Origin of the sequence: Fulvivirga ulvae (assembly GCF_021389975.1) — a bacterium.
In the GTDB taxonomy this organism is placed as follows: Bacteria; Bacteroidota; Bacteroidia; order Cytophagales; family Cyclobacteriaceae; genus Fulvivirga; species Fulvivirga ulvae.
Map to the genome: position 1 here is coordinate 3,974,300 of NZ_CP089981.1, position 20,861 is coordinate 3,995,160.

A 20,861-nucleotide genomic window follows, 5' to 3' on the forward strand; every position below is an offset into this window, starting at 1 on the left:
AAAATCATTTTATTATATTTCAGGGATAGAGTAATTATTGCAATAACCTTTAGAGTTACTCTTTTACCAATAATTTATGCCGGATAACCAGGAAAAAATTGATGAGCTCCTTGAAAAACTGGAAACGCTTTTGTTTCGTCAGCAACAATTCAAGACTGAAATAGATCAATTGCGATCAGAAATATACAAATTGAAAGGAACGCATGCTCCAAAGGAAGAGCGGCCTTTCGTAGCAGAGTTAACATCTCCAAAACCTGCCACTGAACCAGTGAAGGCAGCTGCGGAGGAAAAGAAAAAGGTAAGTATTAGTCAAGCTGCCATAAGCAAGGCTTTGCCCAATGCGAAATCAGATTTTGAGAAATTTATCGGTGAAAACCTGATCAGTAAAATTGGTATAGCCATTACTGTTTTTGGTGTGGCGGTTGGGGCTAAATATGCAATTGATAACCAGCTGATTAGTCCGTTAACCAGGATCATTTTGGGATATCTCATTGGCGGAGGGCTTTTAGCTTTAGCCTTTAAACTAAAACCAAAGTATGAAAACTTTAGCGCTGTATTGCTGAGTGGAGCTATGGCTATTATGTATTTCATCACTTTTGCGGCGTACTCGTTTTATGAGCTCTTCCCTCAATCGGTGGCCTTTGTGCTGATGGTAGTATTTACCGCATTTACTGTATTTGCAGCACTACAGTATAATCGGCCGGTTATTGCACATATTGGTTTGGTGGGCGCATACGCAGTACCCTTTCTGTTAAGCGATGGTTCCGGTAAAGCCGGTGCTTTATTTGCCTACATAGCCATTATCAATTCAGGTATCCTCCTTGTGGCCATTAAGAAATACTGGAAATCACTTTACTATGCCGCATTTGTCCTGACGTGGCTTATTTATAGCGTATGGTACCTGGATAGGTACACTCAGGAATATTTCAGCCTGGCATTTATTTTCCTCAGCATTTATTTTATTATTTTCTATATCGCATTCCTGTCATATAAGCTTATCAGGAAAGAGAAGTATGGAAAAGGTGACGTGGTGCTGCTTCTCCTCAATTCTTTTATATTCTATGCTTTTGGTTTTGATACCTTACAAAGTACTGAGGTAGGCAAGCATTTGGTAGGACTCTTCAGTTTGGGTAATGGCGTAATACATGCTATGGTGAGTTATGTTATTTATCGCAAACAGCAGGCTGATAAGAACCTCTTTTATATGGCAGTAGGGCTGGTTATGGTTTTTGTTACTATTTCGGTACCAGTACAGCTGGACGGAAATTGGGTCACTTTACTGTGGGTAGGTGAGGCTACACTGCTTTTCTGGATAGGCAGAAGCAAAAATGTACCCATCTATGAAAAACTGTCATACCCACTCATGGCGCTGGCGTTTGTCAGCCTGCTTCATGACTGGTCAGAAAATTATGAGAACTACTATTACGATGATTCAGGTGTAAGAACTGCATTTCTATGGAATATTAATTTCCTCACCTCAATATTATTTGCAGGAGCCTTTGGGTTTATAACTTATCTGAACGCCAGAGTACCGTTGCAGGAAAATTTTACAGATAAAAGAGGGGTCTTTAAAATTATTCGTTACGTTATACCGGCGATATTTCTGATTACGCTTTATAACGCTTTTCAGATTGAAATAGCCAACTACTGGGACCAGCTCTTTATGGATTCGGAGGTACAGGCTGAAATCTATCAACGAAATTTTGCTCTGGAGTTTTTTAAAAGCATATGGGTACTTAATTACACCATGCTCTTTCTGTCCGTACTATCATTGACCAATATCAGGAAAGTGAGAAATAAGGTGCTGGCATACATCAACATTGTATTTAACCTTTTCGTGCTGCTAGTATTTTTAACGCAGGGGCTACTTGCCTTAAGTGAGTTAAGGGAGTTTTATATTGATCAGTCACTGGCTGAGTACTATAGCCGCGGACCTTTTTATATTGGGATACGCTATGTAAGCTTTGCATTCGTAGCATTGCTGATGTTCTCCATCTATAGTTATATGAAATCATTCTTTACAGCGGCAGACTTTAAGAGGGCTTTCTATCTTATTTTACATATCACTATACTTTGGGTAATAAGCAGTGAATTGATCAGTGGGATGGATCTGGCAGGCTCTACACAATCGTATAAGTTAGGGTTAAGTATTTTATGGGGACTTTATGCAGTATTGCTTATCATATTAGGTATTATTAAACGGCAAAAGTACTTGCGTATCGCTGCTATTGCCCTTTTTGGAGTTACATTGATTAAACTTTTTCTATACGACCTGGCCGCATTGGATACCATCGGTAAAACCATTGTACTGGTTTCGTTAGGGGTTTTACTGCTCTTAATTTCTTTTCTATATAATAAATACAAACATGTTATTTCCGATGAGATTCAGAATTAGTCTTCTGGCAATTTTTTTGATCACTTTTGTATCTGGTTTCTGCTTTTGCCAAATGAAAAATTATAAATATAAGCGGGCACTGGGAGAAGTGTCTGATACATGGCACAAAGTGGTATTACCCACTGACATATTCGGAAAAGTATCCGCAGGCTTATCAGACCTGAGAATTTATGGCATCACTACCTCACATGATACGCTTGAGGCACCTTATGTACTTCGCGTAACTGATGATGTTTATACAAGACAACAGGTTCAGTTTAACCTGATTAATACAGTACATAATAGCAAAGGCTACTATTATACTTTTGAAGTACCCACATCTGCAGGCATTAACCATATTGAGTTAGATTTTCAGGGTGATAATTATGACAGATACGTTAACCTGGAGGGTAGTCAGGATCAAAAAGAATGGTATGTAATATTGAAAGAATCCAGAGTTTTGTCGATTAAAAATGCCCAAACACATTATACTTTCAACTCCCTTTCTTTTCCGGTAGTGCAATACCAGTATCTCCGCTTATTTATCCCTGAAAATGGTACGGTGCCAGTGCTGAATTCGGCACGACTTACAGAAGAAGTATTTAACCCCGGAGAGTATGTAACACACAATATTCAAAATACGGAAAGCACAGAGAATAATGAAAAAAAACAGACGGAGATAATGCTGGATATGGGAGGTGTTGTGCCTGTGGCACAGATAAAAATTCATGTTTCTGACGAATTTGATTTTTACAGGCCTGTTATCGTAGAATATCTGTATGACAGCATAAAAACCCCTAACGGCTGGAAAGAACGATACAGGACGGCCTATAACGGCACGCTTAGTTCCCTGGAAAATAATGAGTTGAAATTTCGCAGCGTGTTTACAGATAAAGTAAAAATCACGATCCACAATTTCGATAATAATCCTTTACATACCGATAGTTTTCTAGTGAAAGGAAATGTATATGAGCTACATGCCAGATTTACTGAACTCGCTACCTATGTATTAGCCTATGGTAATGATCGTTCTGCCACCCCGAACTATGACATTGTTAACTTCACCAATAATATTCCGAAAGACCTGCCTGCCCTGGCAGTGGGAGAGGAAGAAATTATAACCAAAGGACCAATAGATGCAACCGGTCCGCTTTTTGTAAATAAGGCCTGGCTTTGGGCAGTTATGGGGCTCATTATTTTTGTTTTGGGATGGTTTTCCATCCATATGATAAGGAAATAATTTGCCAGTTGATAATTTGGAAAAGCCAGTTGCAAAAAATATGGTAAATTAAGAGTGATCTTAAACCAGGCTGAAAATAGTGAACCTGTAAACTAGAGCAGTGAGCTAAGGAACAGGAAAAAAATCATTAACCCCTGTAACATTCGCTTGGTCGTGTCGTCTTGCCATTGAATCATGAGTTTGGAACAGTTTAAAACCCGGGTATTACCAGTTAAAGATAAGCTTTACCGCTTTGCACTGAGGTTCCTCAAAAACGAGGATGATGCAAGGGATGTTGTTCAGGAAGTACTGATCAAAGTCTGGAATAAAAGAGCAGACATGGATCAGTTGGAGAACATGGAAGCCTGGTGTATGAGAATAACACGAAATGTTTCTCTTGACAGGCTAAAATCCAGGCACAGTAAATATACTGATCCGATAAAAGAAGGCTTTGACATAAGCAGCGGAGAAAGTGAAACGCCTTACCGTACAGCAGAAATGAGTGATATGATGAAGAACATCGGCAGCTTCATAGAAGCACTACCGGAAAAACAACGTCAGATAATTCAACTGAGAGATGTGGAAGGATATAGTTACAAAGAGATCAGTGATATTCTGGATATAGATATGAATCAGGTGAAAGTAAACCTGTTTAGAGCGCGAAAAGCGGTAAAAGAAAGTTTATTAAATATCAACGCATATGGACTTGGATAGGATAGAGCAGTTGTTGGCTAAGTATTGGGATTGCGAGACCACGCTTGATGAGGAGAAAGAACTGAAAAAGTTTTTCAATTCGGAAAGTGTACCTGCCAGGTGGCAGTCAGTTGCCCCGCTGTTCAGGTACTACGAAAATGAAAGGGAAAAAGGCAGTTTGGATGGTCTGTTTGACGAGCAAATACTTGCCAGGATAGAGGCAGATCAGCAGAGTCTGCAGACCGGCGGTAAGGGTAAAGTTGTTAGTATGTTTTACGATATAGCTAAAGTGGCAGCAGTAGCCCTCATACTGGTTACAGCCGGCTACTTCGTAAGAGAAGAATACCTTGATAAAAAGGATAAAATGGACCCTTATATTGCAGATACCTTTGAAGACCCGAAAGAGGCTTTTGAAGAAACGAAAAAGGCGCTGATGCTGATTTCCAAAAACTTCAACAAAGGGAGAAAAGAAGTCCAGAAAGTGGGCGTGTTTAACGAAGCCCAGGAAAAAATAAAAGAGACAGAAGCACTTTAAATATATAAAAATGAAAAAGGTAATAGTATTGATCGTCGGCATGATGATCACTGTTCATCTGAATGCGCAGGATGCCATCAGCAAATTTTTTAGCAAATATGAGAGCGATACTGATTTTACGCATGTATCAGTTACCAGTCGTATGTTTGGCTTGTTTACTAATCTGGAGATGGACAGCAAGGAAGATCAGGAGGTGATGGATGCCATTAGCAAACTGAAGGGATTAAAAATACTTGCTAAAGAGAATACCACCAAGGGAAAGGAACTATACAAAGAAGCTTTCTCGCTGATTCCAAAAAGTGAATATGATGAGCTGATGTCCGTAAGAGATGAAGACAAAGACATGAAGTTCATGATCAAAGAAAAAGACGGTAAGATCAGCGAGCTACTTATGGTCATGGGGGGAAATAACGAATTCTTCATCCTGACACTTTTTGGAGAGATTGATCTTAAGCAGATTTCCAAAATTTCAAAGGCGATGGATATTGATGGCCTTGAGGGGCTTGAAAAGTTGGACGGTAATAAAAAGGACAAATAGAAACTCAAACTAAATAAAGGTAAAACTCAAAATAAATTTAAATTATGAAAAAGTTAATCGTAGCATTAGTACTTGTTGGTACTGTAAGCTTTAGCTGGGCACAAAGCAAAACAGTACAGGACTTTCAAAACAAATACAAGGATGACCGTGATGCAAAAGTAGTCTCACTTAATGGCAGCCTTTTTGAACTTATAGGTTCCATCGCTTCCTATGATGAGGGGGATGAAGATGCAAAGACCATTGCCAGAATAGCAAAAGGGATTCAATCTATGGAAATATTGGCAATACCCATGCACAAGTCAGGATTTGACAGCAAATCTATGGATGATATGAGGAGTGCACTCAAGAAGGAAAAATACGAAGAACTCATGACTGTAAAAGAAGGTAGCAACCGCATGTATTTCATGACTCAGGGCACTGATTCGCAGGTTAAGAATATGCTGGTAATTATGAAAGAAGATGAGGAGTTTATGGTGATGAGTATTAACGGAACCCTGGAAATGAAAGACCTGGCCTATTTGGCTAAAAATCATAAAAACTGGGAGTAATACACGAATTAATAAATCCCCTGGTACTGAAATATTTACATTGTCAGAGCCAGGGGATTTTGTTATTTTAGGGAGGGTTCAAATGATTAAAGAGACGTAATTATGAAAAAGTTATCAACTATACTCATAGTGGTTTGTGTGGCCCTTGCGGTTTCAGCATCCGGTCAGAGCAAAACTACCAGGGCATTTGCCGAAAAGTACGATGATGCATTTACACTTTTCTTCTACAACAATACTTTGCACATGCTCAATCAGGAAGATAATAAAGAGTTTGAAGCATTGATCAAAGACATAGATAAAATGAAGTTTATCCGTGTGAGTAAGAAAGAAAATAACCTCACGGACGTCGATTTTAAAAACATGGCAGATAAATACCATGACGAAGACTTTGAAGACCTGATGACGATGAGCCATGAGGGTATGAATATCAATGTCTATATTCAGGAAGAAGATGGTGTTACCACAGGACTCGTACTTCTAATGAGCGATGCAGAGAGCTTTTCTATTCTGGACATCATTGGCTCGGTTCCATTGAATAAACTGGCTAATCTCATTTCAAAAGTTCAGGATATCAACTAACTTATCAGGATAATTCTCCATTTAGCAGTATGCTAAACCCCTTTTCATTTCTTCTGTATAGAAGCTGGTTTCATACGTATCTTAGAATGACGAGGGACCTGTAATTTTTTAAGTAAATAGACTACATTGGATACAGTTTTAAAAATAGATAACCTTACCAAGCACTACGGGCGTATAACAGCGGTTAAAAATTTATCTCTTGAGGTACAGCGCGGAAACGTATTTGGCATACTGGGGCCGAACGGTAGCGGAAAGACAACTACACTCGGTATATTATTGGATGTAATCAACAAAACGAGCGGTACCTTCAGTTGGTTTGGACTGCCTCCGGGTAAGGAAGTGAGAAAAAAGATCGGGGCTATCCTGGAAACACCGATATTTTACCCTTATTTGTCGGCAGTGAAAAACCTTGAAATAGTAGCCGAAATCAAAGGTGCCCCAATAGAAAATATCGACAGGGTTCTGCAAAAGGTTGAATTATACGAGAGGCGTTTTGATAAGTTCAGAACCTATTCACTTGGCATGAAACAGCGCTTATCTATAGCTTCTGCGCTGCTATGCGACCCTGAGGTGATGATCCTTGATGAACCTACCAACGGGCTGGACCCTCAGGGTATAGCCGAGATCAGGGAACTGATCAGGCAGATAGCCAAAGAGGGCAAGACAATTATACTGGCCAGTCACCTGTTAGACGAAGTTCAGAAGGTATGTACCCATTTTTGTGTATTAAAACGGGGCACACTTTTATATTCAGGCAGTGTAGAGGATGTAAATAAAGGCGTGGAATCAGTAGAGGTAATGAGTGATGCCCAAGATTTTCGGGGGGTGCTGGAGGCTTATAGCAAAGCCTCAAAAGTGGTAGAAGACAGCGGCAAATTCGTAGTGACCCTGGCAGATGGAACCCATGCATCAGACCTTAACGCTTACCTTTTCAGTAAAGGGATTACAATATCTCACCTTTTGACTCAGAGAAAGAGTCTGGAAAAACAATTCCTGGAACTTTTAGCCGAATCAGATAATGCTTAGACTATTACGAATTGACCTCAAAAAGCTAACGAATTACAGAGCATTTTGGGTATTGAATATTATGTATGGATTGTTGATCTTCAGCATTCCGGTGTCTGTAATGGAATTTTTAAAGTGGTTGAAAATAAAAGGGGCAGAGTTTGAAGGCTTTGACCCTATGAGGATTCCCATACTTCATTTTCCTGATATCTGGCAAAATATCACCTATGTTTATACATTTCTTAAGATATTCCTCGCCATCGTTGTGATTATCTCTATTTCTAACGAGTACAGTTATAAAACCATCAGGCAGAACATTATAGATGGTATGAGCAGGATTGATTTTATAAAATCAAAACTTTTTACAATCCTGCTTTTAAGTCTGGGTTCAACGCTTTTTGTTTTTGTTACCGGTTTGCTTACTGGTATGATCTATACGCCGGATTTGAGTTTTGCCGATGTATTCGTAGGCATCGAGTTCGTGCCGGCTTATTTTCTGGATCTGTTTACTTATATGGTATTTGCTTTTTTACTTACAGTTTTACTAAAAAGGTCAGCACTCACAATATTCATACTATTACTATATACACCAATTGAATATGCCATATCAGCTTATATACCTGAGTCATTTGTCTTTATTACCGAATATTTTCCTCTGCATGCCATCAACAACCTTATCGAATTTCCATTTGCAAAATATTGGTTCCAGGAAATCCAGGATTTTGTAAGTATGTCTGCTGTGGGAGTGGTTTTGGCTTATCTTGTGTTATTTATTTATGCAATTCATTATAAGTTGAAAACCAGTGATTTATAGAATAGCTGTATTTTAGAAAAGGGATCTTTTTACAGACAAAAGTTATATTTTAACTTCCTGAGACAACACTGGGCTGATCTTATTTGATAAAGTAAGCCAATTTTTCTATTTTGCGCCCGCTAGTTCCTGAATTGGCAGGCGCTTATAAATTTTTATATTATTTGATGACCATAGACAGTTGGCTTTGACTATTGTATCAATGTAATATTACATGATAATGAGAGGGGTGAAGATCATCATAACGGCCATATTGTTTTGCTTTAGTAGTATTCTTTGTGCACAAAGCTTTAAAGATTATTACAAGAAGGCAAACCGTTATTATAAAATGGGTGATTATCACCGTGCTGCAATAAATTTTCAGAAAGCCATACGACAGAAGCCGGGTAATGCCAAAGCTACATATCGGCTCGGCCTGGCTTACCTGGCCGGAAATGATAAAAAAGAGGCACTCAAATACATTGAGAAGGTTTATAAGCTTAACCCACGCATAGATTCTGAGGTGGAATATTATCTCGGAATGGCTTACCAATATCATCATCGTTTTAATGATGCCAGAGCTGCTTTTACCCGATACAAAGAAAGGAATAAAAAAAGGGCTGATGTGGCCGACTATAAGATCAGCGAGTGCAACTTCGCCGATTCGCTCATTCGCAACCCATTAAATGCGGAAGTTGAAAATATGGGCAAAAATATCAATTCCAGGTTCAATGATTACACCCCTCTAATTTATAATGACGGGAAGTCTATGGTGCTTACATCTAACAGACCCGGATCCACCGGAGGCCTGAGACTTAGTGACGGTACATATTATGAAGATATCTATGTGTCTCACCTGGTAGAAGGCATATGGAGTATGCCCGATAAGATAGGAGAGGGGGTCAATATAAGGTTTCATGATGCTGCTGCATCCATATCACCCGATGGTAAAATGCTGTTTTTATATTATGAAAAAGGAGGAGGGGATATTTATGTGTCAAAATATGTTGACGGTGAATGGACAAAACCAGACCCATTGAATGATCACATTAATACATTTTTCTGGGAAACGGCGGCCTCAATAACGGCTGATGGAAAAACACTTTATTTCACCAGTGACAGAGCCGGTGGAATGGGCGACCTGGATATTTATAAAAGTGAACTCGATGAAAACGGAGAATGGGGAGAGGCTGTAAATTTGGGGCCGGTTATCAATACTCCCCATGGAGAAGATGCCCCTTATATCCACCCTGATGGGAAAACACTCTATTTTGGTTCCAACGGGCACCTGGGAATGGGCAGTCACGATATTTTCTATAGTGAGATCAAAGATGGTGTTTTTCAGGAACCGGTTAATATGGGATACCCGGTCAACACCGTATTTAATGATAACTATTTTGTAATAACCCCTGACCGTAAAAGGGCCTATTATGCATCATTACGGCCCGAGGGTGAGGGTATGGCTGATATTTACTCCATAGATATGGAAAAAGCTCTAAAGCCAAAAGAGAAGCCTAAATACGAAGAGATTGTCGCTGAGGAGATCATAGCGGAGGCAGAAACCGAGTTGGAAGACATTGTAGCCACCACAAGCCCGGCCGTTCCGGTAGATGTTAGCGATGAAGTAGTTAAAGTGGAAGAAAAAGCAACAGTCAAATATTATGATGAAAACCTTGTGAAGATGCAAAAGGATTTGAAGGTTGTAACCATCTTAAAGGGAAAAGTAATTGATGCCGCTACCGCCAAACCATTGTATGCAAGGCTTAGATTGATGAATAACGAGACCAACACTATGCTGGCAGAACTCACCTCTGATCCCAATACCGGGGAATTTGAACTGATCATACCACATGGAGGAAACTATGGAGTATCTACCAGCAAGCTTGGGTACCTTTTCAATTCCATAAATTTTGACTTACCTGCATTCCATGAATTTCAGGAAATAGATACCCACATTATCCTTCAAAAAGCTAAGGTGGGATCAAAAGTGGTGCTTAAAAATATCTTTTTTGATATAGGTAAATCGGATCTGAGAACCGAGTCGCTGGCGGAGCTTGACGGCATCAAAGAGCTACTCTCGGAAAACGCACTTTTGCAGGTACAAATCAATGGACATACGGATAACGTAGGTAACGCAGTGTATAACAAAGTGCTGTCAAAAAAGAGAGCTCAGGCAGTGGTAGACTACCTCATCGCAAATGGAGTTGATTCAGGCAGACTATCAGCCAAAGGTTTTGGAGAAGAGCGTCCTCTCGTATCAAATGATGATGAAAAAGATGGAAGAGAGATCAACAGACGGACAGAAATAGAAATTACCGGCGTAGGTGAAGCAGCTATAGTCAGTAATTAAATCTTCTGGTCTGGATTAAGTTCAAAAGCTCGCCAATTACCTTCATTGCCGGAACCTTCACTCACCATTTCGTCTGTACTGATTGCTCTAACAATTCAAACACCATATGATTAGCCAATCCTTGATAAGCCTGGCAGTAGAATAATCACTGCGTAATTAATATCCCAATTGATATCTCAAGGCCGGTAAAATCCACTTTAGAATCAGTATAGTCCACCTCTCTGGTAACGAGTGATCCGCCTTGTGTTCCGCCTATGTAGTTGCCATTGAGGCCCAGGTCGGCATCGCCAATAAAGTAATTCGCCTCAAGTGATAAACCCCACTGCCGTGTAACATATACTATGTATTCTGCTCCAAAGTAGTACCCAAGCCCTATGCCATGATTAAAATCGAAATCCGAGTTGGCAACATCCCATCCTTCAAATTTGCGGATTGCTTTGTCAAGATTTCCGTAGTTTAGTTTATTATCAAATCCATAAAACCCAAAACCACCTCCCTTGAGGCGAAATTCCTGAGTGTTACCCACAAACTGGAGAACTAGTTCAACAGGTATTAAAACCGTGAAATTAGGGCCCAGGATAGCGTCTTTTGTTTCGAAATCATCTATATCCTTCACATTTAATCCGCTCATCCGGTATAGCGAGGCTCCCGTTTGCAATGCGAAGTAGCGATTAAGATCAACGCCAAGTCCGCGAATCGAAAAAGGACTAATGGGAGTGGAAAAATAACCATTTTTAGGCAGGAAGTAGGAGAATGAAAGACCAACTTCCTGGGCATAAAGTACTCCGTTGGGTAACGTGATGAAAAAGAGGATAGCTATTATCGACCGTTTAAATAGTTTAAAAGTCATATCAGAGGTTTGTAGTTAATAAATTGAAAATTCAATGGTAAATTAAAGGCCAACTATTCGAATCCGAAGGTAAATTAAAATTTATGAAGTTAAATCAGAAAATATTAGTTGTTTATCTACTTAGCTTATTATCAGTTTTTTCATGCAGCAGGCAGGAGGGAAAGATGATCGCTGATACTATCATCATGGGAGGTGCAATCTATACTATGGATTTAGATCAGCCTAAGGTAGAGGCTGTAGCAGTAAGAGGTGATAAGATCATATTTGCAGGATTAGTTAAGGATGCCGAAAAGCTTAAAGGAGATTCGACACAGGTGATAGATTTGGAGGGAAGGACTATGACGCCAGGTTTTATAGAAGGGCACGGTCATTTTATGGGGCTTGGCTATAATGAGCTTAACCTTAACTTACTTGATGTGAAAAGTTATGATGAGCTTGTTGAGCGCGTTAAAGAGGCCGTGTCCAGGGCGCGTCCGGGGCAGTGGATCACCGGCCGGGGATGGCATCAAAGCAAGTGGACACCTGCTCCAGACCCATTAGTCAAAGGCTTCCAGACTCACCTGAAACTAAGTGCAGTATCTCCGGATAATCCGGTGTTTTTGAGACATGCCAGTGGACATGCCGGTTTTGCCAATGCTAAAGCTATGGAAATGGCTGGTGTATTGCCGATGTCCAATGAGAGTCTCACCGCCAGCGAGGTTGAAGGAGGAGAGATTATCAGAGATGAATTAGGTAATCCCACTGGTATATTTAACGAAACGGCTATGAGTCTAATTGCCCGGCACATACCTCAGACTACGCCTGAAAAAGATCGTCAGGCGCTTGAAATGGCCGTCAAGGCCTGCCATGCTCATGGCATAACCAGCTTTCATGACGCTGGGGTTGGCGAAGAGCATATCGCCTTATTTAAAGAGGCAAAAGAAAAAGGAACGCTTGGAGTAAGGCTGTATGTGATGCTTACAGGCTGGGAGCGAGACCTGCTTGAGGAATGGTACATAAAAGGTCCTGAAATTGATACCACGGATTATCTATTGACTATCAGGTCTGTAAAGTTAAATTGTGATGGGGCCTTAGGATCGCGCGGAGCATGGTTACTTAAAGAGTATACTGACAGGCCCGGCCATTTTGGTCATGAAACGCTGCCTATGGAGTTTGTGTATGAAACTTCTCAAAAAGCATTGAAAAGCGGTTTTCAGGTATGCTCTCATGCCATAGGAGACAGGGCTAATAAAGAAATACTTGACAGGTATGAAAAGGCATTTGCTGAAAACCCGGAAGCAGCCACTGACCACAGGTTCAGGATTGAACACGCACAGCATCTTCACCCTGATGATATTCCCAGGTTTGCAGAACTGGGAGTAATACCGGCCATGCAGGCAATTCATATGTCATCAGACCGTCCCTGGGCAATAGACAGGCTTGGAGAAAAGCGAATCAGGGAAGGAGCGTATGTATGGCAGGAGCTGCTGAAATCAGGAGCCAGAATAGTTAATGGTACTGATGTGCCTGTAGAGCCCATAAATCCTATTACATGCTTTTATGCAAGTGTGAGTAGAAAAACGCTTGACGGTTCACCGGAGGGAGGCTACGAACCTGCGCAAAAAATGACAAGGGAACAAGCACTGAGATCTTATACCCTGGATGCTGCATATGGTGCTTTTGAAGAAAACATCAAAGGTTCAATAGAGTATGGAAAACTGGCAGATTTCACTATTTTTTCAAAGGATATAATGACGGTCCCTGAGGAGGAACTCCTTAAGACTACTGTTGAAATGACAATCGTAGGAGGAGACGTAGTTTACAGGAAAGTTGATTTGTAGTTATATAAAATATTGGTCATATTCGATGATAATTAATTTTAATTACTGATGTTGTTTAAAAAAGGAGCCATGAGGCTAAGCATAGCATTTATTGCAATGGTGGCAATACTTGCCTGCAATTCAGGAGGACCTTCTCATCAATCCGGAGAAAGAGACAGTGCCTCAACGGAGATTGAACATGACGAGGAAAAACCCGTGATTGCCAGTCCGAGAAGGCTGGTTGAGGGTAAAATTGGAGATGTAAAGGTAAGTGTGGATTATGGTTCGCCCGGTGTGAAGGATCGAAAGATATGGGGAGGGCTTGAATCATACGGCAAGGTTTGGAGAGCAGGAGCCAATGAGACCACTTCGTTTGAATTTAGTGGCGATATGGTAATCGGCGATGTGGTAGTGCCCGCGGGGAAATATGGTTTTTACCTCATCCCCAATAAGAATAAAGACTGGGTGGCTATTATAAACACTGACTGGAGCAGGGAAGAGCATGGAGCCTGGGGAGCTTATAATTATAATAAAAAGCATGATGTGGTCAGGATAAATATTCAACCCCGCTGGGAGGAAGAAAGCCAGGAGAGACTACAGTATGACATTACTGAAAACACCATAGATATGTCCTGGGAGAAAGTCCGGATATCACTACCCGTAACACCCGCGAATAAATAGTGCAGGCAAGTAATATCAGTCTGATGAAAGTTGTCAAACCCACTTTGTTATTAGATGAATCAAAGTGTAAGGCAAATATTGACAGGATACTTGACAAAGTAAAGAGCAATGGTCTGAAACTTCGGCCTCATTTCAAAACACACCAGTCAGTAAAGGTTGGGGCGTGGTTTAAAGAAAAAGGAGTTGAGACGATTACTGTCTCTTCTTTAGGAATGGCAAAATATTTTGCAAATGCAGGTTGGGAGGAGATTACAGTAGCATTTCCCCTCAATGCTTTACAACTTGATCTAATCAATGAATTAGCAAAACATATCAGGCTAAATCTTTTGGTTGACAACGTGGAGGTGGTAAACATTATTCAGAAGCAGCTTACGCACCCTGTCTCAGTATTCGTAGAAATAGACACCGGTGCGGGGAGAACAGGTGCGAGATTTGATGATGTTGATGCTATAAGGGAAATAGTCAGTGCTATAAATAACTCTGAGATGCTTTACCTTAAGGGAGTGTACACTCACGCCGGACACTCCTACAGCGCCCGGTCAACAACAGAGATACTTGATGTCTTTGAGCTTACCAAAAGCAGGATAATTGCAGTAAAGCAGAGCCTGAGTGATTTGTCTGCTGATTTCGAAATCTGTATGGGTGATACGCCAACCTGTAGCGTAGGGACAGATTTTAATGGTATTGATTCAATCAGCCCCGGCAACTTTGTGTTTTACGATTTAATGCAGACCTCAATAGGATCATGCGAATATTCCGACATTGCAGTAGCCATGGTGTGCCCTGTTGTATCGAAAAACGAACACGTTCATGAAGTTTGCATATATGGAGGTGCAGTCCATTTTTCAAAAGATAGTGAAAAAACGGAGGATGGATTGGTATTTGGGTGCATTGCCCATCGGAGTGATCATGGTTGGGGAGAGCCCATTAGGGGTTGCTATGTAAAGAGTCTGTCGCAGGAACATGGAATCGTGAAACTGAGCACCAAAATATTTGATGAAATAAAGGTGGGTGACCTTTTAATAGTTTTGCCTGTCCATTCCTGTCTTACGGCCGAAGCCATGGGCTACTATTTAACATGCAATGGAGATTTTGTTGATCACTATGCACAAAAAAACCGGGACGAACCCGGTTAATCATATCATTTTGCTCTTAATCATTTAAGATACCTCTGAGCACGTTGCTTCAGTCTGTCTCTGTCTGATGTTATAGAAGGATCACTGAATATTTTAGATGATAGCTCTCCGATCACACCTTTTTTGTACCCTAGCCTTGCGGCTATATCTTCACAAAAAACAATCTCACTCTTAAAAACCTGTCCGTCAACTTTCATTAGCTGGACAACATGGTATAAATGCTCAAATTTTTGATCGTCAGTAAGCGTATTAAGGTTGCCGATAGGATGCCCGGGATTTTTAAGCATCTCATCTATATCTTCTTTAGTTACTCCGTTGGACTGACCTATCATATGGATTAACTTAGCCTCCTTTTCCGCTACCTGATTGTCACTAGCAGCCAACTGAATCAGTACATTTAATTGTTCCTTAACCATTTTTTAAAAAGTGTTATTTATCTATATCTACAAAAAGTTTGCTGTACGAAGTTATGAAATAACTCCATCCAATATAATCAAAAAAAATATTAATTATTATACCCGTTAACAAAAAGAAAACATTTGCTGCCAATAAAATATTTAACCTTTAGCATAACGCGCCATAATAGCACCTTTAGACAAACGGCCTGATGGCGACTATATTCGACGATTTTGAACTGGCACAATAGTTCCAGAAAAGATATGCTGCTCTTGCCTTTAGGGCAATTAAAAACAAAATAGGTATATTAGCCCCGTTTTTATATACACTATTCGCGGTTTATTATTTTCGATTGGTGCAACCCAAAGATTTTTCATATGTCTTTAGGGTAGTTTTAAACTTAGATGATATGAACAAATTGAAATTGGTATTGTCAGCTTTGCTTTTTTTCTCATTTACCTTATCAGGAGTAATAGCTCAGAATACAGAGGTTAGGGACGTAGGGGCGTTTCATGAAATCAGGACAGGGCAGGCAATAGACGTGTACCTGAAGGAGGGTACAAAGGAAAGTGTAAAGCTGGAAACAAAGGGGATATCCCCGGATGATGTGCTTACAGATGTTTCTGGCGGTAGACTTAAGATCCATTTAGCCTCCGGGCGGCATAGTAATCATGTGGTTAAGGTGTATGTTACGTATGTCAGGCTGGATCATATATCGGCAAGCTCAGCGTCCAGTGTTTTTTCTGAGAGTACCATTAAAGGTGATCGGCTGGAGATAAACGTTTCCAGTGCGGCGGATGTCGAAGTAAGCATTGATATGAATGAAGTTACGGTATTAGTTTCCAGCTCAGGAGACCTTGAACTTAAGGGCAAAGCGAAATATCTCGATATAAGTGCAAGCAGTGCAGGGGGTGTAGATGCCTTTGACCTGGAGGCGGAAAGTGTTAAAGCAAGGGCGAGCAGTGCCGGAGGAGCCAAGGTGGTTGCTACCAAAGAAATTGACGCCAGAGCCAGTAGTGGCGGGAGCATTAGATATAGGGGGAATCCTGAAAGATCTCAGACGGATAGCAGTAGCGGAGGTTCAGTGCGAAAATCAAACTAGAAACGTATACCATTAATACAAGAAACCTTTGAGAGAATATTTCAAAGGTTTTTTATTGCTTATGGCTGCCTGGTCGTTTATACGTTGGCAGTAGTTTTTATTCGCTCCTCCTGAAGGTTAAGTTCCAGGTTAAGTACTGCCTGGTTAAAGTGTTTGAGGTAAGATGCATCAACGGTTCTATTTACAGCTTTTCTTAGATTCCAACTAGACCTTTTCAATGAAATGTTAATCATCCCTAAAATTTTTTTAGTGTTTTCTAACGATTATTCTGAGTTAATGTTCCGGATTTTGCTTTCAAAGACAATGAAAACTATGCAATGTTGCCGTTTTTGAACGAAAACCTTAAAAATTAAGTATTTTGCTGTCTTTAAAAATCGATGTTTTGTTGTTTTTACGGTTAAACTGAGGCCTGGCAAGCTACTTTTAAAGAAAGAGGGTTTACCTTAAGTTTCATAATGCTGTTTATGGAGTAGGGGTCTCCATCTATGTGCATATGTTTACCGCTGGCATCACTTAATAATCTTATCTGCACTTCCTTTCCCTGCCAGGTCTGATAATACTTGGACCTTGTCAATGTTCCTGTGAACATTCTGTAAATCAATATCGGATAATACCATGCAGGTACCTTTCTTAATACACAGACGTCCATAAGCCCGTCTGCTATCAGTGCATTGGGAGCGATATGAGCATTGTTGCCAAACTGTGTTGAGTTTGCTATGGATATCAGGAACGGAGCTTTTTCAAGCCTTTCCTGTCCGTCAATGATCAATTGATAATCAATAGAAATGAACCTTCTTATTTCTTTCATGGCCAGCTTTGCATAGGAGAGAAACCCCCTTTTTTTAGTCTTTGCAAAAAGCTGGGCAATATGCGCATCGAAACCAACCCCTGCTACATTAAGAAAAGTCTTCTCATCCAGTGTAATCGTATCAATGGTGGAGGTACATCTTTTATTAAGAAGCTGTATGGCCCTTTTTATATTACGTGGGATTTTAAGGTGCCTGGCCAGTCCATTGCCCGATCCGCAGGGGATAATGCCCAAAACCGTATTGCTGTTGGTCAAAGGACCTGCCACTTCATTGATGGTACCGTCACCACCAATGGCTACAATAATGTCAAACTTATTCCGGTTTGTTTCGCTTATTTTAGAAGCTTCTCCGGCGTAACAGGTAAAAATAGTCTCGTATACAAACTTATCGCTGTCAAGGTACTTCTCTAGCAGCATTGGAATATTTCGCTTATCCCGGGTGCCAGACTTAGGGTTAACGATAAATAGTATTTTCTTTTTACTTTCCACAGTCTTTTATCTACTATTAAAATCGTTATACAAGGTTTGCATGTATGCTTTGCCAAGCTCCAGGTCTTTTTCATCCTTGACGCCGGATTTTTCCATATATCTGTTGCCTGTATTATCATAGACCACCAATTTGGTGCCGTCAATAAACCCAAAACCATTATTGTAAACATAAACAGCAAAATCATGGTTAGCCGGAGCTAGTACATCTCTGCTAAACCTGAAGTCAGCATCAGGTTTGGATATTTGCCCCAGAATGGTGTTGGCTATATCCGTCTGGCTGGCAAAATTATGCACTACAGTATCCTTTGCTGCTAAAGCGCCCCCTACCCAAAGCATGGGTATTCTGAATCTTTTAGGATTAGAAATACCCTGGTTATCGGGCAGGCCGTGGCCATGGTCAGCTGTGATAACAATTAAGGTATTATCCCACCAGTTGCTCTTTTTGGCATTCTCAATGAACTTTCCTAATGATCTGTCTGCATAATGAGCGGAATTCATAAACTTCGACTTATCATCACTGCCCTCAAAAACAGTTTCCATAGGTACATCAAAGGGTTCGTGGCTACTCAGCGAAAGCATTACCTTAAAAAACGGTGATTTTGCATCGTTTACTTCTTCGAAAAACCGATCAAAAACAGGCCCGTCATGTACACCCCATTTTGAATTATTCAGTTCTTCAGGGAAATCATCGCTATGCGTAATTTTATCAAACCTGGCATTACTGAGATACGACCTGAAATTAGCAAAGTCAATATTACCACCATAGGTAAAAGAGGTATGATAGCCCATCTCCTTTAGTTTTTGGTTAAGGTAAGGCAGTTTTTGGGTCTTTTTAGGGTACTTGATGATTGATGATACCGGCTGAGAAGGGTAGCCGCTTAGTATTGAAACTATACCTTTGTCTGTTCTGTCCCCTGATGCATACATATGGTCAAACAATATGCCCTCCTTAGCCAGGTTGCTGAAGTTAGGTGCTACACCCGGTATTCCTCCCAGTGGTTCAATAAAGCTATAAGTAAAGCTCTCCATAACAATGATTATCACGTTAGGATGTGCCGTGTTCAGTAATCTGGCCGGATCACCCTGCACGGAATAGAGCTCATTGAAGTAACTTGTAGTTTTGGTAGCCTCAAGAAAGTTATCAGGATACTTTAATCTGTCAGATTTCTTTAAAGCATAACCTGTATTCCAGACGACGTTGATGGCAGAATGATTAGCATATATGTTAGAGTTGTGAAAATATACAATGCCCGTATTTATGGGTGCAACTCCTACAGTGCCGCGAATAGGGGCTATCATCAGCGCTGTAACCACCAGCATTACAAGACTTGTCTTCCAGTCAGCTGCAGGTAGGGCTTTAATTCTTTTTAACGTAAGCTTTTTATAAATAAACAGGGAAACACTCAATAACAGCCCCCATAAGAGGATTAGTGAAAACAAAGACCATCCGCTAATAGCCAAAGGTGTATCCTCTCCAATATATAATAAAGGAGTGGCATCTAACCGAAAACCCCAATGAGTATACATTTCAAGGTCAGCAATTATAATGAGAGAACACAGGATTAGCAACAGCACGGTGTATCCGGTGAGTAGTAAATGCAGTATTTTAGGGCTTGCATACGTGGTGAAAACTATAAAAAGGCCTGGGAGTAACATGAAATACCCTGTCGCAGACATATCAAGGCGCAATCCGTGAAGAATTGAAAGCAGAACATCGCCAACCGACATTTCCAGCGTCCTGTCAAAGTTGTAGGCCAGAAACAATACGCGGGCCATTAGAAAAAATATCACCCAGAATAAACCATAGCTAAAAAATGCTTTAACCCTTTCTTTCATTTCACGAAGCCATCTGATTAATAAATTGACGCAAAGATAATATTAATTTAATATTGCTTACTCTGGTAATCAATTCCGGTTTAAAATAATTCCGGGTCTATCATTTTTGTTTTATTTGCATGAACATGAAAAATTATACCTACCGCCAAAACAACAGGTCGCTCTTATCTCAGAGGTTTGCAACTATACTCAAGCCTGTAGGCAGTGCTGTTCCTGCAAAACTTCCAGCCAATTACCTGAGCATCTTGTCGCATATTTCAGTTTATATTGGCCTATACATCTCCTACGCAAACAACCAGCTGGGGGATTCACAATTTATTCTCATTCCAATTTTATTGCTTATTCATCTGGTTACAGATAAACTTGATGGCATCCAGGCAAGAGCCACAAAGACTGAGTCAGCTCTTGGAGAGTTTCTGGATCATTATTTCGAGATATTTAACCAGGGAGTGCTGGTGTTGATTATCTGGAATGTTTTCACTATTCAGCATGAATGGGTGATTTTATTGATTTTGGTTGTGCTCGTACTATTAAAAATGACCAGGTTTTACGAACAGTATAAAGCCAACATTTTAGTAAAGGGAGTTTTTGGGGCCTTTGAGTTGAAAGTGCTATTGTTGCTTGCCTTGTTGTTATGTAACAATAAAATCGTATTTAATACGATTAATACCTTTGAAATTTATGAGTACTTATTTATAGAGTGGGTGTTATTGCTTATTGTAACCGGAGGAATAGTCAGCTGCATTCTTACAATTATCAGGGTCCCGCATCTTACATACGGGTACTGGATGTTTATAATTTTTTTACTTTTAGTGTCCGGCTTGAGCTTTTACAGTTTGGAATCGCTGTTGGCAGGTGTAATTATCCTTTTTTATGGAGGGGTTTACATTGGTAAGTTGCTTATGGCACAGCTAGTTGATGGTGTGGAGCGGAGTCCCGGGTTATTTGCACCAATCATTTTATCGCTTAGTTTCTTCACAGAATACCTTCAGGCTACAGATATATTTTTTATTCTGTTTATTTATTTGCTGGTTAATATATTGCTCCTGATTATCCAAACCTTTCGTGCACTTAAGGCCGAATGGTACTGGGTTAACCCCGACCTGCCAGAAACGACAAAAAACTGATAGTTA

At 40.3% G+C, this 20,861-nt stretch carries 20 protein-coding genes; 15 read left to right on the plus strand and 5 right to left on the minus strand.

Going from position 1 to position 20,861, the window contains the following annotated elements:
- The first annotated feature begins 76 nt into the window (after window positions 1-76).
- The 10 genes from LVD17_RS17030 (at window position 77) to LVD17_RS17075 (ending at window position 10,631) form a co-directional block, all read left to right on the plus strand.
- Window positions 77-2,395, plus strand: coding sequence for a DUF2339 domain-containing protein (locus LVD17_RS17030; RefSeq protein WP_233760216.1), 2,319 nt, complete (start codon window positions 77-79; stop codon window positions 2,393-2,395).
- Window positions 2,396-2,447: 52 nt separating this feature from the next.
- Complete coding sequence (locus LVD17_RS17035) at window positions 2,448-3,614, plus strand: DUF3999 family protein (protein WP_233760217.1); 1,167 nt, start codon at window positions 2,448-2,450, stop codon at window positions 3,612-3,614.
- A 174-nt stretch (window positions 3,615-3,788) separates the two neighbouring features.
- Window positions 3,789-4,307 carry a GFO_1088 family ECF-type sigma factor gene (locus LVD17_RS17040; protein WP_233760218.1) on the plus strand — a complete coding sequence of 173 codons (519 nt, stop codon included), beginning with the start codon at window positions 3,789-3,791 and terminating at the stop codon, window positions 4,305-4,307.
- The gene (locus tag LVD17_RS17045) at window positions 4,294-4,821 is read left to right on the plus strand and encodes a PG0215 family putative anti-sigma factor (RefSeq protein ID WP_233760219.1); all 528 of its coding nucleotides are present in this window, start codon (window positions 4,294-4,296) and stop codon (window positions 4,819-4,821) included. The genes LVD17_RS17040 and LVD17_RS17045 overlap by 14 nt, the downstream gene beginning before the upstream one ends.
- Window positions 4,822-4,831: 10 nt before the next feature.
- The gene (locus LVD17_RS17050; protein WP_233760220.1) at window positions 4,832-5,359 is read left to right on the plus strand and encodes a DUF4252 domain-containing protein; all 528 of its coding nucleotides are present in this window, start codon (window positions 4,832-4,834) and stop codon (window positions 5,357-5,359) included.
- A gap of 44 nt (window positions 5,360-5,403) precedes the next feature.
- Complete coding sequence (locus LVD17_RS17055) at window positions 5,404-5,907, plus strand: DUF4252 domain-containing protein (protein ID WP_233760221.1); 504 nt, start codon at window positions 5,404-5,406, stop codon at window positions 5,905-5,907.
- A gap of 102 nt (window positions 5,908-6,009) precedes the next feature.
- Window positions 6,010-6,486, plus strand: coding sequence for a DUF4252 domain-containing protein (locus LVD17_RS17060; protein WP_233760222.1), 477 nt, complete (start codon window positions 6,010-6,012; stop codon window positions 6,484-6,486).
- Window positions 6,487-6,612: 126 nt separating this feature from the next.
- The gene (locus tag LVD17_RS17065; RefSeq protein WP_233760223.1) at window positions 6,613-7,512 is read left to right on the plus strand and encodes an ABC transporter ATP-binding protein; all 900 of its coding nucleotides are present in this window, start codon (window positions 6,613-6,615) and stop codon (window positions 7,510-7,512) included.
- Window positions 7,505-8,305: an ABC transporter permease gene (locus LVD17_RS17070; RefSeq protein ID WP_233760224.1), complete on the plus strand. Its 801-nt coding sequence runs from the start codon at window positions 7,505-7,507 to the stop codon at window positions 8,303-8,305. The genes LVD17_RS17065 and LVD17_RS17070 overlap by 8 nt, the downstream gene beginning before the upstream one ends.
- 217 nt (window positions 8,306-8,522) lie before the next feature.
- Complete coding sequence (locus tag LVD17_RS17075) at window positions 8,523-10,631, plus strand: OmpA family protein (protein ID WP_255702595.1); 2,109 nt, start codon at window positions 8,523-8,525, stop codon at window positions 10,629-10,631.
- A 145-nt stretch (window positions 10,632-10,776) separates the two neighbouring features.
- Here the strand turns inward: LVD17_RS17075 and LVD17_RS17080 are convergent, their stop codons facing one another.
- Complete coding sequence (locus LVD17_RS17080) at window positions 10,777-11,481, minus strand: hypothetical protein (protein ID WP_233760226.1); 705 nt, start codon at window positions 11,479-11,481, stop codon at window positions 10,777-10,779.
- An 83-nt stretch (window positions 11,482-11,564) separates the two neighbouring features.
- Between LVD17_RS17080 and LVD17_RS17085 the strand changes: the two genes are divergently transcribed.
- Genes LVD17_RS17085 through LVD17_RS17095 form a run of 3 tightly spaced genes read left to right on the plus strand, consistent with a single transcriptional unit; the run spans window position 11,565 to window position 15,097 of the window.
- Entirely contained in the window at window positions 11,565-13,301 is a 1,737-nt protein-coding gene (locus LVD17_RS17085; RefSeq protein ID WP_233760227.1) for an amidohydrolase, read from the plus strand.
- A gap of 48 nt (window positions 13,302-13,349) precedes the next feature.
- Window positions 13,350-13,961 carry a DUF2911 domain-containing protein gene (locus LVD17_RS17090; RefSeq protein WP_233760228.1) on the plus strand — a complete coding sequence of 204 codons (612 nt, stop codon included), beginning with the start codon at window positions 13,350-13,352 and terminating at the stop codon, window positions 13,959-13,961.
- Window positions 13,962-13,984: 23 nt separating this feature from the next.
- Window positions 13,985-15,097 carry an alanine racemase gene (locus tag LVD17_RS17095; RefSeq protein ID WP_233760229.1) on the plus strand — a complete coding sequence of 371 codons (1,113 nt, stop codon included), beginning with the start codon at window positions 13,985-13,987 and terminating at the stop codon, window positions 15,095-15,097.
- Between the two features lie 20 nt (window positions 15,098-15,117).
- On the opposite strand, the gene LVD17_RS17100 is transcribed toward LVD17_RS17095, so the two are convergent.
- On the minus strand, window positions 15,118-15,513 hold the full coding sequence (locus LVD17_RS17100; protein ID WP_233760230.1) for a TerB family tellurite resistance protein: 396 nt from the start codon (window positions 15,511-15,513) through the stop codon (window positions 15,118-15,120).
- A 389-nt stretch (window positions 15,514-15,902) separates the two neighbouring features.
- Here LVD17_RS17100 and LVD17_RS17105 point away from each other — a divergent pair, with 389 nt between their 5' ends.
- Window positions 15,903-16,595, plus strand: a complete 693-nt coding sequence (locus LVD17_RS17105; RefSeq protein ID WP_233760231.1) for a head GIN domain-containing protein — start codon at window positions 15,903-15,905, stop codon at window positions 16,593-16,595.
- 77 nt (window positions 16,596-16,672) lie between these two features.
- Here LVD17_RS17105 and LVD17_RS17110 read toward each other — a convergent pair whose 3' ends face one another.
- The 3 genes from LVD17_RS17110 to LVD17_RS17120 form a co-directional block, all read right to left on the minus strand.
- Complete coding sequence (locus tag LVD17_RS17110; protein WP_233760232.1) at window positions 16,673-16,828, minus strand: hypothetical protein; 156 nt, start codon at window positions 16,826-16,828, stop codon at window positions 16,673-16,675.
- A gap of 164 nt (window positions 16,829-16,992) precedes the next feature.
- The gene (locus LVD17_RS17115; RefSeq protein ID WP_233760233.1) at window positions 16,993-17,892 is read right to left on the minus strand and encodes a diacylglycerol/lipid kinase family protein; all 900 of its coding nucleotides are present in this window, start codon (window positions 17,890-17,892) and stop codon (window positions 16,993-16,995) included.
- Window positions 17,893-17,898: 6 nt separating this feature from the next.
- Window positions 17,899-19,728, minus strand: coding sequence for an LTA synthase family protein (locus LVD17_RS17120; protein ID WP_233760234.1), 1,830 nt, complete (start codon window positions 19,726-19,728; stop codon window positions 17,899-17,901).
- A gap of 125 nt (window positions 19,729-19,853) precedes the next feature.
- Between LVD17_RS17120 and LVD17_RS17125 the strand changes: the two genes are divergently transcribed.
- Entirely contained in the window at window positions 19,854-20,855 is a 1,002-nt protein-coding gene (locus LVD17_RS17125; RefSeq protein WP_233760235.1) for a CDP-alcohol phosphatidyltransferase family protein, read from the plus strand.
- The last annotated feature ends 6 nt before the right edge of the window (window positions 20,856-20,861 follow it).

Bases quoted from the DNA above. Each gene is read 5' to 3' on its own strand.
- LVD17_RS17060 (WP_233760222.1), top strand. From the start codon at position 6,010: ATGAAAAAGTTATCAACTATACTCATAGTGGTTTGTGTGGCCCTTGCG.
- LVD17_RS17095 (WP_233760229.1), top strand. From the start codon at position 13,985: ATGAAAGTTGTCAAACCCACTTTGTTATTAGATGAATCAAAGTGTAAG.
- LVD17_RS17070 (WP_233760224.1), top strand. From the start codon at position 7,505: ATGCTTAGACTATTACGAATTGACCTCAAAAAGCTAACGAATTACAGA.
- LVD17_RS17110 (WP_233760232.1), bottom strand. From the start codon at position 16,828: ATGATTAACATTTCATTGAAAAGGTCTAGTTGGAATCTAAGAAAAGCT.
- LVD17_RS17040 (WP_233760218.1), top strand. From the start codon at position 3,789: ATGAGTTTGGAACAGTTTAAAACCCGGGTATTACCAGTTAAAGATAAG.
- LVD17_RS17075 (WP_255702595.1), top strand. From the start codon at position 8,523: ATGAGAGGGGTGAAGATCATCATAACGGCCATATTGTTTTGCTTTAGT.
- LVD17_RS17080 (WP_233760226.1), bottom strand. From the start codon at position 11,481: ATGACTTTTAAACTATTTAAACGGTCGATAATAGCTATCCTCTTTTTC.
- LVD17_RS17055 (WP_233760221.1), top strand. From the start codon at position 5,404: ATGAAAAAGTTAATCGTAGCATTAGTACTTGTTGGTACTGTAAGCTTT.
- LVD17_RS17125 (WP_233760235.1), top strand. From the start codon at position 19,854: ATGAAAAATTATACCTACCGCCAAAACAACAGGTCGCTCTTATCTCAG.
- LVD17_RS17045 (WP_233760219.1), top strand. From the start codon at position 4,294: ATGGACTTGGATAGGATAGAGCAGTTGTTGGCTAAGTATTGGGATTGC.
- LVD17_RS17035 (WP_233760217.1), top strand. From the start codon at position 2,448: ATGAAAAATTATAAATATAAGCGGGCACTGGGAGAAGTGTCTGATACA.
- LVD17_RS17050 (WP_233760220.1), top strand. From the start codon at position 4,832: ATGAAAAAGGTAATAGTATTGATCGTCGGCATGATGATCACTGTTCAT.
- LVD17_RS17105 (WP_233760231.1), top strand. From the start codon at position 15,903: ATGAACAAATTGAAATTGGTATTGTCAGCTTTGCTTTTTTTCTCATTT.
- LVD17_RS17085 (WP_233760227.1), top strand. From the start codon at position 11,565: ATGAAGTTAAATCAGAAAATATTAGTTGTTTATCTACTTAGCTTATTA.
- LVD17_RS17100 (WP_233760230.1), bottom strand. From the start codon at position 15,513: ATGGTTAAGGAACAATTAAATGTACTGATTCAGTTGGCTGCTAGTGAC.
- LVD17_RS17090 (WP_233760228.1), top strand. From the start codon at position 13,350: ATGTTGTTTAAAAAAGGAGCCATGAGGCTAAGCATAGCATTTATTGCA.
- LVD17_RS17030 (WP_233760216.1), top strand. From the start codon at position 77: ATGCCGGATAACCAGGAAAAAATTGATGAGCTCCTTGAAAAACTGGAA.
- LVD17_RS17120 (WP_233760234.1), bottom strand. From the start codon at position 19,728: ATGAAAGAAAGGGTTAAAGCATTTTTTAGCTATGGTTTATTCTGGGTG.